The organism is Leclercia sp. LSNIH3, assembly GCF_002935105.1.
In the GTDB taxonomy this organism is placed as follows: domain Bacteria; phylum Pseudomonadota; class Gammaproteobacteria; order Enterobacterales; family Enterobacteriaceae; genus Enterobacter; species Enterobacter adecarboxylatus.
Map to the genome: position 1 here is coordinate 422,066 of NZ_CP026387.1, position 13,148 is coordinate 435,213.

Annotated in this window: 13 protein-coding genes; 6 read left to right on the forward strand and 7 right to left on the reverse strand. The window is 55.2% G+C overall.

Going from position 1 to position 13,148, the window contains the following annotated elements; translation table 11 throughout:
* Positions 1-98: 98 nt before the first annotated feature.
* Complete coding sequence (locus C3F35_RS02095) at positions 99-959, forward strand: fructosamine kinase family protein (RefSeq protein WP_059308155.1); 861 nt, start codon at positions 99-101, stop codon at positions 957-959.
* 39 nt (positions 960-998) lie between these two features.
* Here the strand turns inward: C3F35_RS02095 and C3F35_RS02100 are convergent, their stop codons facing one another.
* Complete coding sequence (locus C3F35_RS02100; protein ID WP_103793012.1) at positions 999-1,535, reverse strand: YniB family protein; 537 nt, start codon at positions 1,533-1,535, stop codon at positions 999-1,001.
* A 143-nt stretch (positions 1,536-1,678) separates the two neighbouring features.
* On the opposite strand from C3F35_RS02100, the gene hxpB reads away from it, so the two are divergent.
* The 4 genes from hxpB (at position 1,679) to C3F35_RS02120 (ending at position 5,460) form a co-directional block, all read left to right on the forward strand.
* Entirely contained in the window at positions 1,679-2,347 is a 669-nt protein-coding gene (gene hxpB / locus C3F35_RS02105) for a hexitol phosphatase HxpB (protein ID WP_103792865.1), read from the forward strand.
* 147 nt (positions 2,348-2,494) lie between these two features.
* Positions 2,495-3,256, forward strand: coding sequence for a 2-dehydro-3-deoxy-D-gluconate 5-dehydrogenase KduD (kduD, locus tag C3F35_RS02110; RefSeq protein ID WP_077226389.1), 762 nt, complete (start codon positions 2,495-2,497; stop codon positions 3,254-3,256).
* A gap of 92 nt (positions 3,257-3,348) precedes the next feature.
* Positions 3,349-3,939 (forward strand): metal-dependent hydrolase, encoded by a 591-nt coding sequence (locus C3F35_RS02115; protein ID WP_032617729.1) that lies wholly within the window; start codon positions 3,349-3,351, stop codon positions 3,937-3,939.
* A gap of 129 nt (positions 3,940-4,068) precedes the next feature.
* Positions 4,069-5,460, forward strand: coding sequence for an L-cystine transporter (locus C3F35_RS02120; protein WP_032617728.1), 1,392 nt, complete (start codon positions 4,069-4,071; stop codon positions 5,458-5,460).
* Positions 5,461-5,517: 57 nt separating this feature from the next.
* On the opposite strand, the gene cedA is transcribed toward C3F35_RS02120, so the two are convergent.
* Positions 5,518-5,757 carry a cell division activator CedA gene (gene cedA / locus C3F35_RS02125; protein WP_032617825.1) on the reverse strand — a complete coding sequence of 80 codons (240 nt, stop codon included), beginning with the start codon at positions 5,755-5,757 and terminating at the stop codon, positions 5,518-5,520.
* A 213-nt stretch (positions 5,758-5,970) separates the two neighbouring features.
* Between cedA and katE the strand changes: the two genes are divergently transcribed.
* The gene (gene katE / locus C3F35_RS02130; protein ID WP_077226390.1) at positions 5,971-8,229 is read left to right on the forward strand and encodes a catalase HPII; all 2,259 of its coding nucleotides are present in this window, start codon (positions 5,971-5,973) and stop codon (positions 8,227-8,229) included.
* 81 nt (positions 8,230-8,310) lie between these two features.
* Here katE and chbG read toward each other — a convergent pair whose 3' ends face one another.
* The 5 genes from chbG to chbC form a co-directional block, all read right to left on the reverse strand.
* Positions 8,311-9,069, reverse strand: coding sequence for a chitin disaccharide deacetylase (chbG, locus tag C3F35_RS02135; protein WP_103792866.1), 759 nt, complete (start codon positions 9,067-9,069; stop codon positions 8,311-8,313).
* A gap of 11 nt (positions 9,070-9,080) precedes the next feature.
* Complete coding sequence (locus tag C3F35_RS02140; protein ID WP_103792867.1) at positions 9,081-10,436, reverse strand: 6-phospho-beta-glucosidase; 1,356 nt, start codon at positions 10,434-10,436, stop codon at positions 9,081-9,083.
* Positions 10,437-10,539: 103 nt separating this feature from the next.
* Complete coding sequence (chbR, locus tag C3F35_RS02145) at positions 10,540-11,358, reverse strand: transcriptional regulator ChbR (RefSeq protein WP_032617723.1); 819 nt, start codon at positions 11,356-11,358, stop codon at positions 10,540-10,542.
* A gap of 28 nt (positions 11,359-11,386) precedes the next feature.
* A complete protein-coding gene (gene chbA, locus C3F35_RS02150) occupies positions 11,387-11,743 on the reverse strand; it encodes a PTS N,N'-diacetylchitobiose transporter subunit IIA (protein WP_032617722.1) in 357 nt (118 codons plus the stop codon).
* Positions 11,744-11,789: 46 nt separating this feature from the next.
* The gene (gene chbC, locus C3F35_RS02155; protein WP_032617721.1) at positions 11,790-13,148 is read right to left on the reverse strand and encodes a PTS N,N'-diacetylchitobiose transporter subunit IIC; all 1,359 of its coding nucleotides are present in this window, start codon (positions 13,146-13,148) and stop codon (positions 11,790-11,792) included.

Here is a 13,148-nt window from a genome sequence, read left to right on the forward strand (position 1 = left end):
AGGGCCAACCAAACGGCGCAGATGTGCGTTAGTTCGTGTTTTTTGACCATAGTTTCACGCTAACTTTATGATCTGGCAGACAACATGGGAGAGCGATCATGTGGCAGGCTATCAGTCATCTTTTAAGTGAACAACTGGGCGAAGGTGAAATTGAACTGCGTAACGAGCTGCCAGGAGGCGAGATCCACGCCGCATGGCATCTGCGCTATGCGGGACGCGACCTCTTCGTTAAATGTGATGAACGTGAACTTTTACCCATCTTTACCGCTGAGGCTGACCAGCTGGAACTGCTCTCCCGCAGCAAAACCGTCTCCGTACCCCAGGTCCGGGCCGTCGGCAGCGATCGCGACTACAGCTTTCTGGTGATGGATTACCTCCCTGCCCGCCCACTTGATGCGCACAATGCCTTTATTCTGGGGCAACAGATTGCCCGTCTGCATCAATGGAGCGATCAGCCGCAGTTCGGTCTCGATTTTGACAACGACCTTTCCACTACTCCCCAACCCAACGCCTGGCAACGACGCTGGTCGACCTTCTTTGCCGAACAGCGGATAGGCTGGCAGCTGGAGCTGGCAGCAGAAAAAGGGCTGGAGTTCGGTAACATCGATGCCATTGTCGATCATATCCAGCAGCGCCTGGCCTCGCATCAGCCGCAACCTTCCCTGCTGCACGGCGATTTATGGTCGGACAACTGCGCGCTGGGTCCAAACGGTCCTTATATCTTTGATCCGGCCTGCTACTGGGGGGACAGAGAGTGCGACCTGGCCATGCTGCCGCTACATCCAGAACAGCCGCCGCAGATTTACGACGGCTATCAGTCCATTTCACCCTTACCGGCCGACTTTCTGCAAAGGCAACCCGTGTATCAGCTTTATACCCTGATGAACCGCGCCATCCTGTTTGGCGGTGAGCATATGGTAAATGCGCAAAAAGCGCTGGATCGCGTGCTGGCGGCATAAGGTACAGACTGCCGGGCTACATTGCCCGGCGGCGTACATTTATAACAGGCCGAGAAGGGAAAACAGGAAGTACCCGGCGATGATCATCAGCACCGGCAGTACATAGAGGGTGAAAATCTGCAAGAAAATGGTGTGGTTCGGTACCACAATGCGCGATTCGATCTGTTCGCGCGTTAACCCTTCATCCCCTTTCGCCTTCTCAAGAATCAACTGGGCCTCCAGCCCTTCACGAATAAGACGTGTCTGTCGGCGCATCCGCGCACCTGAAGCCTGCAACGCCAGGGCGATAAAGATCAGGGCAAAGATAATCCAGAAGGCAATATTCATGCCCTGCCTGAAGTCGGGCGTCGGAGAGTTGTACCAGAAGAAATTCAGAAACGGCGTGTTAAAGCGCATCATTTCGATCATGACATGGGCAAAATCCAGCATCACGGCATTGATCCCGGCCTGCTTTTCGCTGTGGTCATAGATAAATTTCAGGACGGAAATAATGGTTGAGATGACTGCCGGGATAAAAATAATCCATCCGGCGATGATCTTCAGTATTGCTACCCGTCCAGCTTGTTGATATGTCATCGGTTCCTCATTTTTAAAATACATCCTTTGAGGCTAAGTCTACCTGCTGGATCTCATTTTCGCCCGTTCTTTGCAGGCGATATGGTAAATTGCTGGGGTTAGGTAGTCTTTATCACTGCTCACCCCAAGAAAGGAGAAGTTGCATGTCGACTCCGCGTCAAATTCTTGCAGCCATTTTTGATATGGATGGATTACTGATTGATTCCGAGCCGCTCTGGGATCGGGCCGAACTGGATGTGATGGCCAGCCTGGGCGTGGATATCAGCCGCCGTCACGAACTGCCGGATACCCTGGGCCTGCGTATCGATATGGTGGTGGAACTCTGGTATGCCCACCAGCCCTGGTCAGGCCCTGGCCGTGACGAGGTGACCGACCGCATCATCAACCGGGCGATTACGTTGGTGGAAGAGAACCGCCCGCTGCTGAAAGGGGCGCATGAAGCCGTGGCCCTGTGCAAGGCACAGGGGCTGAAGGTTGGCCTGGCTTCCGCCTCGCCGCTGCATATGCTGGAGAAAGTGCTGATTATGTTTGATCTGCACGACAGCTTTGATGCGCTGGCTTCGGCAGAAAAACTGCCTTACAGCAAACCGCACCCCCAGGTATATATGGACTGCGCCGCGAAGTTGGGTGTCGACCCGACCACCTGCGTGGCGCTGGAAGACTCAGTCAACGGCATGATTGCCAGCAAAGCAGCGCGGATGCGCGCTATTGTTGTCCCCGCCGAGGAGAACCGGCATGACGTCCGCTACGCGCTGGCAGACGTTAAACTCGACTCACTGCAGGACCTTACCGTGGCGCATCTGCACGGGTAATTAATGTCAGCGGGCAGCGCCGGGTTGCCCGCAAACATGATCCACATAAAATTTTTAAAACATCATTTCATTTTAATTTGATATTCCCATCTGCTGCTTCTATGCTTATCTCAGAACAACTATACCCCCCTACTTTCTGAGGTTTGTATGATACTGGATGCCTTTAATCTTTCAGGAAAAGTTGCCATCGTGACCGGCTGTGATACCGGTCTTGGCCAGGGCATGGCGCTGGGTCTGGCACAGGCAGGCTGCGACATCGTGAGCGTCAATCGTCGGATCCCCGAAGAGACTGCCGCAGGCGTGAAAGCACTGGGCCGCCGTTTTATGGCAATCCAGGCCGATCTCAGCAAGCAGGACGGCATCAATGATATCGTCGAGCAGGTTGTCGCCGGGATGGGCCGCGTGGATATTCTGGTCAATAACGCCGGTACCATCCGCCGGGAAGATGCCCTGACCTTCAGCGAAAAGGACTGGGATGAGGTGATGAATCTCAACTTGAAATCGGTCTTTTTCCTGTCGCAGGCCGTGGCCCGTCAGTTCATCGCCCAGGGGCAAGGGGGCAAGATCATTAATATCGCCTCGATGCTGTCATTCCAGGGGGGGATCCGCGTTCCTTCGTATACCGCATCGAAAAGTGGCGTGCTGGGTATCACCCGCCTGCTGGCTAACGAGTGGGCACAACATGGCATCAACGTGAACGCCATTGCGCCGGGTTATATGGCGACTAACAATACCCAGCAGTTACGCGATGACGAGCAGCGCAGCAAAGAGATCCTCGACCGCATTCCGGCGGGTCGCTGGGGCAAGCCGGAGGACCTGCAGGGTCCGGCAGTATTTCTGGCCTCGTCAGCCTCGGATTACGTCAACGGCTATACCCTCGCCGTCGATGGAGGCTGGCTCGCACGTTAACCGCTTTGTGACAAAGAGTTACACCGTCACTACTTCCGTATACTGTATAAAATCCCTATACTGGATGCATTGACAGTTTAGTGGGTTTTATCATGACGGCGGAAGGTCATCTGCTCTTTTCTCTCGCCTGCGCAGTGTTTGCCAAAAACGCTGAGCTTACACCTGTGCTGGCGCAGGGCGACTGGTGGCATATCGTGCCATCGGCAGTTTTGACCTGCCTGTTACCTGATATCGATCACCCCAAGTCGCTGCTCGGGCAGCGGCTGAAGTGGATCTCCAAACCCATTGCCCGCGCCTGCGGCCATCGCGGTTTTACCCATAGTCTGCTGGCGGTCTTTGCCGCCCTCACGCTCTTCTATTTAAAAGTGCCCGACAGCTGGCTGATCCCGGCGGATGCTATCCAGGGAATGGTGCTGGGCTATCTAAGCCATATTCTGGCCGACATGCTCACTCCGGCGGGTGTTCCCCTGCTGTGGCCCTGCCGCTGGCGTTTTCGTCTGCCGATCCTGCGCCCACAAAAAGGCAACCAGTTAGAGCGCGCATTGTGCATGGCCCTGTTCGCATGGGCGGTGTGGATGCCGCAGACGCTGCCGGAAAACGGTGCCGTGCGCTGGTCTTCGCACATGATCAATTCCCTGCAGTTTCAGTTCAATCGCTTTATTCACCATCAAAGTGAGCAGTAACTGGACAAATTCAGGCGTTTTGGCATAACCCATTCCATTTGGATATAAGCGACGCGATCACACTTCTGATAATCTTGCGGCAATAAGGTCGGACCTAATACGATCTGCTATTCAATCAGGAGAACGGGGATGAATTTTCCATTAATCGCGAACATTGTGGTGTTCGTTGGCTTACTGTTGTTGCTGGCGCAGTCGCGTCACAAACAGTGGAGCCTCGCTAAAAAAGTACTGGTCGGTCTGGTAATGGGCGTGGTCTTCGGGCTGGCGCTGCAGGCCATTTACGGTGCCAGCAACCCGGTACTGAAAGACTCTATCCAGTGGTTTAACGTAGTCGGTAACGGCTACGTCCAGCTGCTGCAGATGATTGTCATGCCGCTGGTATTTGCCTCTATTCTGAGCGCTGTTGCCCGTCTGCATAATGCGTCTCAGCTGGGTAAAATCAGCGTTTTGACCATCGGCACGCTGCTGTTTACTACGCTGATCTCCGCTCTGGTGGGTGTGCTGGTTACTAACCTGTTTGGCCTCACCGCCGAAGGCCTGGTGCAGGGCACCGCGGAAACCGCGCGTCTGACCGCCATCGAGACCAACTATGCGGGTAAAGTCGCGGATCTTACCGTACCGCAGATGCTGCTCTCCTTTATCCCGAAAAACCCGTTTGCCGATCTGACCGGGGCTAACCCAACGTCAATCATCAGCGTGGTGATTTTCGCTGCCTTCCTCGGTGTGGCTGCGCTGAAACTGCTGAAAGATGACGCTCCGAAAGGCGAGCGCGTCCTGACCGCCATCGATACCCTGCAAAGCTGGGTGATGAAGCTGGTGCGTCTGGTGATGCAGCTGACCCCATACGGCGTTCTGGCGCTGATGACCAAAGTGGTGGCAGGCTCTAACCTGCAGGACATCATCAAGCTGGGCAGCTTCGTGGTGGCCTCCTACCTCGGCCTGGGCATTATGTTTGTGGTTCACGGCATCCTGCTCGGCGTGAATGGCGTCAGCCCGCTGAAATATTTCCGTAAAGTATGGCCGGTGCTGACCTTCGCCTTTACCAGCCGCTCCAGCGCTGCCTCCATTCCACTGAACGTGGAAGCGCAGACCCGTCGTCTGGGCGTGCCGGAATCGATCGCCAGTTTCTCTGCCTCCTTCGGCGCGACTATTGGTCAGAACGGTTGTGCTGGTCTCTACCCGGCGATGCTGGCAGTGATGGTTGCACCAACGGTAGGTATTAACCCGCTGGATCCGGTCTGGATTGCGACCCTTGTCGGGATTGTGACCGTGAGTTCTGCCGGTGTAGCCGGTGTGGGCGGCGGCGCGACCTTCGCCGCGCTGATTGTCCTGCCTGCGCTGGGTCTGCCAGTTACGCTGGTGGCACTGCTGATCTCCGTTGAACCGTTGATCGACATGGGCCGTACTGCGCTGAACGTCAGCGGCTCAATGACGGCCGGTACGCTCACCAGCCAGTGGCTGAAGCAGACCGATAAAGCGGTGCTGGAAAGTGATGAACATGCGGAGCTGGCGCATCGCTAAGCGCCTCCCCTGCTAAAAAAACCGCCTTCAGTGATGAAGGCGGTTTTTTATTATCTGTTAATCCTCAACTTCTTCTTCCTGGCGGACCTGCATCGCCCAACGTTGAGCCGACTCCGGCACGCTAAACGCCGGTGAACGGCGAAAACGCTCGCCAATTAGCACAAAGGCCACGTATTTGCCGCGTAACAACCACACGTCACGAAAGCCATCCATTTTGCTGGCATGTTCTGGCGGCGCGGGTTCAACGCGGGGCTGGTAACTGATAACAGGACGATTTTGTTGGCGAAGAGGTTTCATAAGCAGCGGGTTCACTAAAGCAAACTCAAAAATCAGTAAATTCCTATGATAGCCGATTGCCCCTCCTGCGTCGCGCCCCATGTGTCATCTCAAGCGTAAGCGGCAGCCAGAGATCGGGTTATCACCCGGTGTTCTACCCGTAATGTTCTATAGTTATTGAGTTTTAACGCAAATATGACCGTGTTTCAGTAATGAAAACAGGAGACGAGTGCAATGTCGCAAAATGATAAGACTCACCACCCGCAGCAATCCCCGGTACATGACGAAAACGAAGCGAAACCCGGGATGGATTCACTGGCTCCCGACGATGGTTCCCACCTCGCCAGCCCTGTTCCTACCCCGCCGGGCAAGGAGCCAACGGCACCCGGCAGCCTGAAGGCACCGCATACCGGCAATGAAAAGCTGAACGCGCTGGAGGCCGTACGCAAAGGCGGCGAAAACTGTCCGCTCACCACCAATCAGGGGGTGCGCATCGCTGACGATCAGAACTCGCTGCGCGCCGGGACCCGCGGTCCGACCCTGCTCGAAGATTTCATCCTGCGTGAGAAGATCACCCATTTTGACCATGAGCGTATTCCGGAGCGTATCGTTCACGCCCGCGGTTCGGCTGCGCATGGCTATTTCCAGCCTTACAAAAATCTGAGCGATATCACCAAAGCCGCGTTCCTCTCTGACCCGGAGAAAATCACTCCGGTGTTTGTACGCTTCTCCACGGTGCAGGGCGGCGCTGGGTCTGCCGATACGGTGCGCGATATTCGTGGCTTTGCGACCAAGTTTTATACCGAAGAGGGTATTTTTGATCTGGTGGGTAACAACACGCCGATCTTTTTCATTCAGGACGCACACAAGTTCCCCGATTTTGTTCATGCGGTAAAACCAGAGCCACACTGGGCGATCCCGCAGGGGCAGAGCGCGCACGACACCTTCTGGGATTACGTGTCGCTGCAGCCCGAAACCCTGCATAACGTGATGTGGGCAATGTCCGACCGCGGTATTCCGCGCAGCTATCGCACCATGGAAGGGTTTGGCATCCATACCTTCCGGCTGATTAATGCCGAAGGTAAAGCCACCTTTGTGCGTTTCCACTGGAAGCCGGTGGCGGGTAAAGCCTCGCTGGTGTGGGATGAGGCGCAGAAGCTCACCGGGCGCGACCCGGACTTCCATCGCCGCGATCTCTGGGAAGCCATCGAAGCGGGCGATTACCCGGAATATGAGCTTGGCTTCCAGCTGATCCCGGAAGAGGACGAGTTCAAATTTGATTTTGACCTTCTCGATCCGACCAAGCTGATCCCCGAGGAGCTGGTACCGGTTCAACTGGTGGGTAAAATGGTGCTCAACCGTAACCCGGATAACTTCTTTGCCGAGAACGAGCAGGCGGCCTTCCACCCTGGGCATATCGTCCCCGGGCTGGACTTTACCAACGACCCGTTATTGCAGGGGCGTCTGTTCTCCTACACCGACACCCAGATCAGCCGTCTGGGCGGGCCGAACTTCCACGAGATCCCGATCAACAAGCCAACCTGCCCGTACCATAATTTCCAGCGTGACGGGATGCATCGGATGGAGATCGACACCAATCCGGCCAACTACGAACCAAACTCCATCAACGACAACTGGCCGCGCGAGACCCCTCCGGGGCCAAAACGTGGCGGTTTTGAGTCGTATCAGGAGCGCGTGGAAGGGTCCAAAATCCGTGAACGCAGCCCCTCTTTCGCCGAGTATTACGCTCACCCTCGCCTGTTCTGGCAAAGCCAGACGCCTGTCGAGCAGGAGCACATTATCGGAGCCTTCAGCTTTGAGCTGAGTAAAGTGGTGCGAGCCTATATCCGTGAGCGGGTGGTCGATCAGCTGGCGCGTATTGATATTACCCTCGCCCAGGGCGTAGCGGACAACCTGGGGCTGACCCTCAGCGAGGCGCAACGCAATATGGCCCCGCCGCAGGATGTCAGCGGCGTGAAAAAAGACCCTGCTCTCAGTCTGTATGCCGTTCCCGGTGGCGATATCAAAGGCCGGGTCGTGGCGGTATTACTCAATGACGCCCCGCGGGCCAGTGACGTGCTGGCGGTGCTGCAGGCGCTGAAGGCGAAAGGTGTACACGCCAAGCTGCTCTACTCCCGAATGGGGGACGTGATCGCCGATGATGGCTCGGTGTTGCCGGTGGCGGCCACCTTTGAGGGATCGCCGTCATTGACCGTCGATGCGGTGGTGGTGCCCTGCGGTGATATCCAGAGTCTGCTGAAAAGCGGGGATGCCGTCTACTATCTGCTGGAAGCCTACAAGCACCTCAAGCCGATTGCGCTGGCAGGCGATGCGCGGCAGTTCAAACCCCTGTTGAAGGTAGCGGATCAGGGCGAAGAAGGGATTATTGAGGGCGATACCGCGGCAGGCGCGTTTATGGACGAGCTGGTCCTGCAAATGGCGGCGCACCGTGTCTGGTCGCGTCGCAGTAAAATCGCCAGCATACCGGCGTAAAAAAAGCCGGGTGGCGGCTTCGCCTCACCCGGCCTGGTGTATTTTTTCTGCCCGGTTAGCTTTGCGCTACCGGGCTGTTCCTCACAAATCCCTGAACGTCCCCAGACGATATCCGCGCTCGGCAATCGCATATTTCAGCGAGGTCGATGTCAGCACATCAAGTTCCGTCAGGCGCGGCCAGCAATAGGCGCTTTTACGAACGGTGTTATCAATAAAGGCCGGATGCGCCATCACTTCCAGCGAGGGTTCGCCCTGCTGTACAGAGTGATCCAGCACGCGCAAGAACAGCGCTTCACTGATTTCCTCGCCATAAAATGCGCTACTGAAACCGTCGGTGGTCGGCGGGAGTTCGGCGTTCAGTTCGCTGAAGCCTTCAGAGTGACGATCCACCCGCAGTGCCACCCCTTTACGGCGGGCAAACTCGGCCACAATGGGGAAGATGGCCGGGATCATATGCACATGATGATGACTGTCGATATGAGTCGGCTCACGTCCGAAAAGATCGACAAAGCGATTGAACTGACAGTCCAGCTCGCGGGCGATCTCATCGAGCGGCAACGTCCCCTGCTCTGCCATCTGCCAGATCCATTTGCCCAATTGCCCCTCCCGTGTCAGCCCTGGCATTGGCGTCAGCGGCATACCGAGCGTCAGAACAAAGTGCATGCCGACTCCCAGTTCCGGTAGCGCCCGGCTGAGTTCAGCGGCGTGCTCAATCGCATCGCCGTTAACCATGGCGGTGGTTGAGGTCACCACGCCGTGCCGACAGGCTTCCACAATGCCGTAGTTCTGGCCTTTTGACAGGCCAAAGTCATCGGCGTTGACGATCAGCAGATATTGCATAGTCATCCCTCTTAGTGCTGCTCACTTTTTAGCTTATCGACAGTGGCGGCAAAGTTTGGCAACCATTTTTCATGGGCCAGAATCAGGTCGCGTGCCAATTTCTCGGCATCACGATCGGACTGCACCAGCGGGCTGAGGTTCAGGGCCAGCAGCACGTCGTTCAGCTCGCCGCTGAGCGCCGCCTGACTTGCCGCCACTTCAAAGCCCTTGATGGTGTGGATCAGCCCCATCACTTTGTCATCGAAATGGGTCAGGCGGGGATGCGGCTTCGCCCCCTCGCGACCGAGGATGCAGGTCATCTCCACCGCCCAGTCGGCCGGGATATTATCAATGTGACCGTGGTGCGGCACGTTGACGTAATGCTCTGCCTGCTTGTCGTTGTAGATAGCGTTGATCACTTCGCAAGCCGCATCGGAGTAATATGCCCCGCCGCGCTGCTCCAGCTCTTTCGGCTTCACGTTCAGATCCGGGTTTTTATAGAGATCGAACAGCTGTTTTTCCACCTTCTGCACCACCTGCGCCCGGGCGCCGCCTTTGTAGTACTCGCCCATCTCAATCGCCAGCATCTCTTTCAGCTTGAAGTAATAAAGCAGATAAGAGCACGGCAACAGATTCAGGGAGCGGATCAGCCCTTCGCTGAACGGCAGGTCGAAAATATTTTTCACCGAACTGGCTTTCAGGGTGCCCGACGCCACGCCGTCCAGCAGTTCAGCGAAGCGTGACTCGCCGTTAACCAGCACGTCTTTGATAAAGACCATGTGGTTCAGGCCGAACAGGTCGATGGAAAGCTCATCGTTATCGGTCAGGGCCAGCACGTCGCGGATAAACATCTTCATGCCGATAGGGATATTACATACCCCGATAAAGCGTTTGAAATCGGTGTGGCGATAGACCGCTTCGGTCACCATGCCGGCCGGGTTAGTAAAGTTGATCACCCACGCCTGAGGGCAGATCTCCTGCACGTCTTTGATGATGTCGAAAACCACCGGAATGGTACGCAGCCCTTTAAACAGGCCACCGGCACCGTTGGTCTCCTGACCCAGATAGCCGTAGCTCAGCGGGATACGCTCATCCAGCTCGCGCGCCTTAAGCTGGCCAACACGTAGCTGGGTGGTGACGAAATCGGCATCTTTCAGCGCCTGGCGACGATCGAGGGTTTTATGCACGGTCATCGGCACGCCCGCTTTTTTAACCATGCGCTGGCAGAGGTCAAAAATAATATCGAGCTTCTCCTGGCCTTCGGCCACGTCCACCAGCCACAGTTCGCTGACCGGCAGTTCATGATAACGCTTGAGGAACCCTTCCAGTAATTCCGGGGTATAGCTGCTTCCGCCGCCGATGGTTACGACTTTCAGTTTCTTTTGCATAATATTCTCCCTGGGAGATCCGCCATTAGAGTATAGCGGTCCCGTCCCATATATTTAGGGCAAGCATTTAAATCGCTATTCCCGGCGGTGATCCCGCCGGACGTTAATTAATAACCGTGATATTTTTCCGGTAGCTGTTAGGTGTAAAAGAGGTCAATTTCTTGAAGGTCTTAATAAACAGGCTCGGACTGCTATAACCGGATTCGTAAGCAATATCCGTCACCGAATAGTTGGTGATCTCCAGCTGTTTTCTGGCGAAATTGATCCGTATTTCATTAATTATTTGCACCGGCGTTTTCTGATAATAACGCTGGGTCGCCCGGGTCAGGTACTCTTGCGATTTACCCGACAGAGCCACCATATTCTCCAGCGCATTTTCCCCAAAACGCAGTTTGTCGTGCATCATTTCAACGGTGGTACGCAGCCATTGCGGGATATCGTCCGTCACCTGCTGCTCTTCGCGATGGTGGCGTAAGCGGTTGACGACATAGAAGGTCACCGTTTCAATAAATTCATCAAATTCACTATCACGAAAGTTAAGCGAGGCAATAACGGTGTCGATCCAGTTCAGGAACTCACTTTTGACGTGATAAACCTGCGAGGCCACAAAGCAGAATGGCAGCAGCGGCGCGTAGTGGGTTTCGAAGAAGCGTTTACTGACGCCAACGTTGAGAATGCGCGTGGCGCCAAAGTCGTAAAAGCTCTGATGATGGGAACCCATGGGGATAAAAACGAAATCCCCGCGCTCCAGCAGCACCCGCTTGCCGTTGATCTCCTGAAAATAGCGGCCGGTCAACACAATGGTGAATTCATAGTAATCATGCTGATGCAGACCGCTAATGCTCTCCACCTTGTTGTAGATAAACACATGAAAATTTTTACCATTGAACAGCTGTTGTTCCCGGGCGGTAGTGATTTCCATTGCGCTGACCTCCTGCTATCAGTCTGACTTACTGCATTTTCTCGTGAAGTTCGATGAGTTCCGCCACCAGCTCACGCGCCAGCATGGAGGTCATCAGGTGATCCTGGGCATGGACCAGCACCAGGCTGACCTTCATCTTACCTTCACCCTGATCGCTTTCGATCAGTTTTGTTTGCACCAGGTGCGCTTCATTCAGCGCGGTGCGCGACTGGGCCATCATCTCTTTCGCCGTATCGAAATCACCTTGCTTGGCTTTTTTCAGGGCGCCGTACGCCAGACTACGCGCCTGACCGGAGTTGATGATAAGCCCCATCACCACTTCTTCAAGGTCGTTCTCTGCTACGTTTTCCACTTCTTCTGCAACAACATGGTCTAAATCAAACATTTCCGTTTCTCCTGTACTGACGCGGGTTGCCCCGCGTCAGACGACATCAGAATTTCAGTGCCAGAGCGATCTCTTCTTCGCTCTCTTCTTCATCAATGGTGGTCTGGGCCTTGTTAGCGATGGCAACGAACGGCATATAGAGCAGGGTCGCCACACCGAGGTTAAACATCGCCACCAGGAAGGCCGCTACGCTGCCGTTGGTGTTGAAGAAAGCCCCCAGGCCCGCTGGCATGGTCCACGGCGCAATGTTGGTCACCGGCGGGATAATGCCCAGGTAGTAGGCGGTCAGGGTTATCGCGGCCAGCAGCGGTTGCACCAGAACAAACGGAATAAACATCACCGGGTTCATGATAATCGGCAGACCGAAGAGGATAGGCTCGTTAATCTGGAAGATGCCTGACGGCAGCGCCAGCTTCGCCACCTGACGGTGATCTGCACGACGGGAGGTGATAAACACCGCGATAATCAGACCCAGTGTCGCCCCGGTACCGCCCAGGAAGATATAGGAGTCGAGCATCGGTTTGGCCCATACGTGGAAGGTTTTACCGGCCGCCAGCGCCGCGTCAACGGAACCGTACTGCTGGTAGAGTGCCACGTTTTCCAGCGCCCACGGCGTCATGATGCCGCTGTCCAGCGCGGCCAGCGCCAGGGAGCCATGTACACCAAAGAACCAGAGCAGGGAGGTGAAAATCACGTAAGCCCAGCCCACGACGCCACCCATAGAGGCCAGCGGTGTGGAGATGGTGTCCATGATGATCTGGTGGAAGTTAGTGCCCCAGTGAGAGAGCGCCCAGGCGATGGTGCCCATGATGGAGAGAATAATGAAGCCAGGGATCAGCGCTGAGAATGAGCGCGACACCGATGCCGGTACGCTGTCGGGTAAACGAATCACCCAGTTGCGACGAATAATAAAGGTAAACATTTCCGCCACGACCAGGCCGATCACGATACCGGAAATGATGTTTGCCCCGCCCAGCCAGTTGGCCCCCACCGCGTAAGCTTCACCGACGCTGTAAGGAGTCACGGTCATAAAGGCAGCGACAGATAATAAACCAGCGGCCAGCGCGTCAACTTTACGCTCTTCTGCCAGCGCCATCCCAATAAAGAAAGGTGCCATCAGCGACATAATACCCAGTGTACCGTTGTACACATTGCCGCCGATGGCTTTGAAACCATTTAACGTTTCAATAGTTGAGGGATCTAAACGCACACCTAATGAATAGAAGAATGAACCATCACCGAAGCTAAGAAAAACGTTATTAATTAAAACGAACATGGCCCCCGCCAGGGTTAACGGCATAACTTTAATAAAGCCGTTTTTAATGGCGTTGACATGCGGTTGCTTTCCTATTTTAACTGCAAAAGGAAGGAGTACCTTTTCAAGCGCAGCAATAAATCTACTCAT

Excerpts from the sequence above, each read along its gene's own strand:
- C3F35_RS02095 (WP_059308155.1), top strand. The coding sequence starts at position 99 with ATGTGGCAGGCTATCAGTCATCTTTTAAGTGAACAACTGGGCGAAGGT.
- C3F35_RS02100 (WP_103793012.1), bottom strand. The coding sequence starts at position 1,535 with ATGACATATCAACAAGCTGGACGGGTAGCAATACTGAAGATCATCGCC.
- hxpB (WP_103792865.1), top strand. The coding sequence starts at position 1,679 with ATGTCGACTCCGCGTCAAATTCTTGCAGCCATTTTTGATATGGATGGA.
- kduD (WP_077226389.1), top strand. The coding sequence starts at position 2,495 with ATGATACTGGATGCCTTTAATCTTTCAGGAAAAGTTGCCATCGTGACC.
- C3F35_RS02115 (WP_032617729.1), top strand. The coding sequence starts at position 3,349 with ATGACGGCGGAAGGTCATCTGCTCTTTTCTCTCGCCTGCGCAGTGTTT.
- C3F35_RS02120 (WP_032617728.1), top strand. The coding sequence starts at position 4,069 with ATGAATTTTCCATTAATCGCGAACATTGTGGTGTTCGTTGGCTTACTG.
- cedA (WP_032617825.1), bottom strand. The coding sequence starts at position 5,757 with ATGAAACCTCTTCGCCAACAAAATCGTCCTGTTATCAGTTACCAGCCC.
- katE (WP_077226390.1), top strand. The coding sequence starts at position 5,971 with ATGTCGCAAAATGATAAGACTCACCACCCGCAGCAATCCCCGGTACAT.
- chbG (WP_103792866.1), bottom strand. The coding sequence starts at position 9,069 with ATGCAATATCTGCTGATCGTCAACGCCGATGACTTTGGCCTGTCAAAA.
- C3F35_RS02140 (WP_103792867.1), bottom strand. The coding sequence starts at position 10,436 with ATGCAAAAGAAACTGAAAGTCGTAACCATCGGCGGCGGAAGCAGCTAT.
- chbR (WP_032617723.1), bottom strand. The coding sequence starts at position 11,358 with ATGGAAATCACTACCGCCCGGGAACAACAGCTGTTCAATGGTAAAAAT.
- chbA (WP_032617722.1), bottom strand. The coding sequence starts at position 11,743 with ATGTTTGATTTAGACCATGTTGTTGCAGAAGAAGTGGAAAACGTAGCA.
- chbC (WP_032617721.1), bottom strand. The coding sequence starts at position 13,148 with ATGAGTAGATTTATTGCTGCGCTTGAAAAGGTACTCCTTCCTTTTGCA.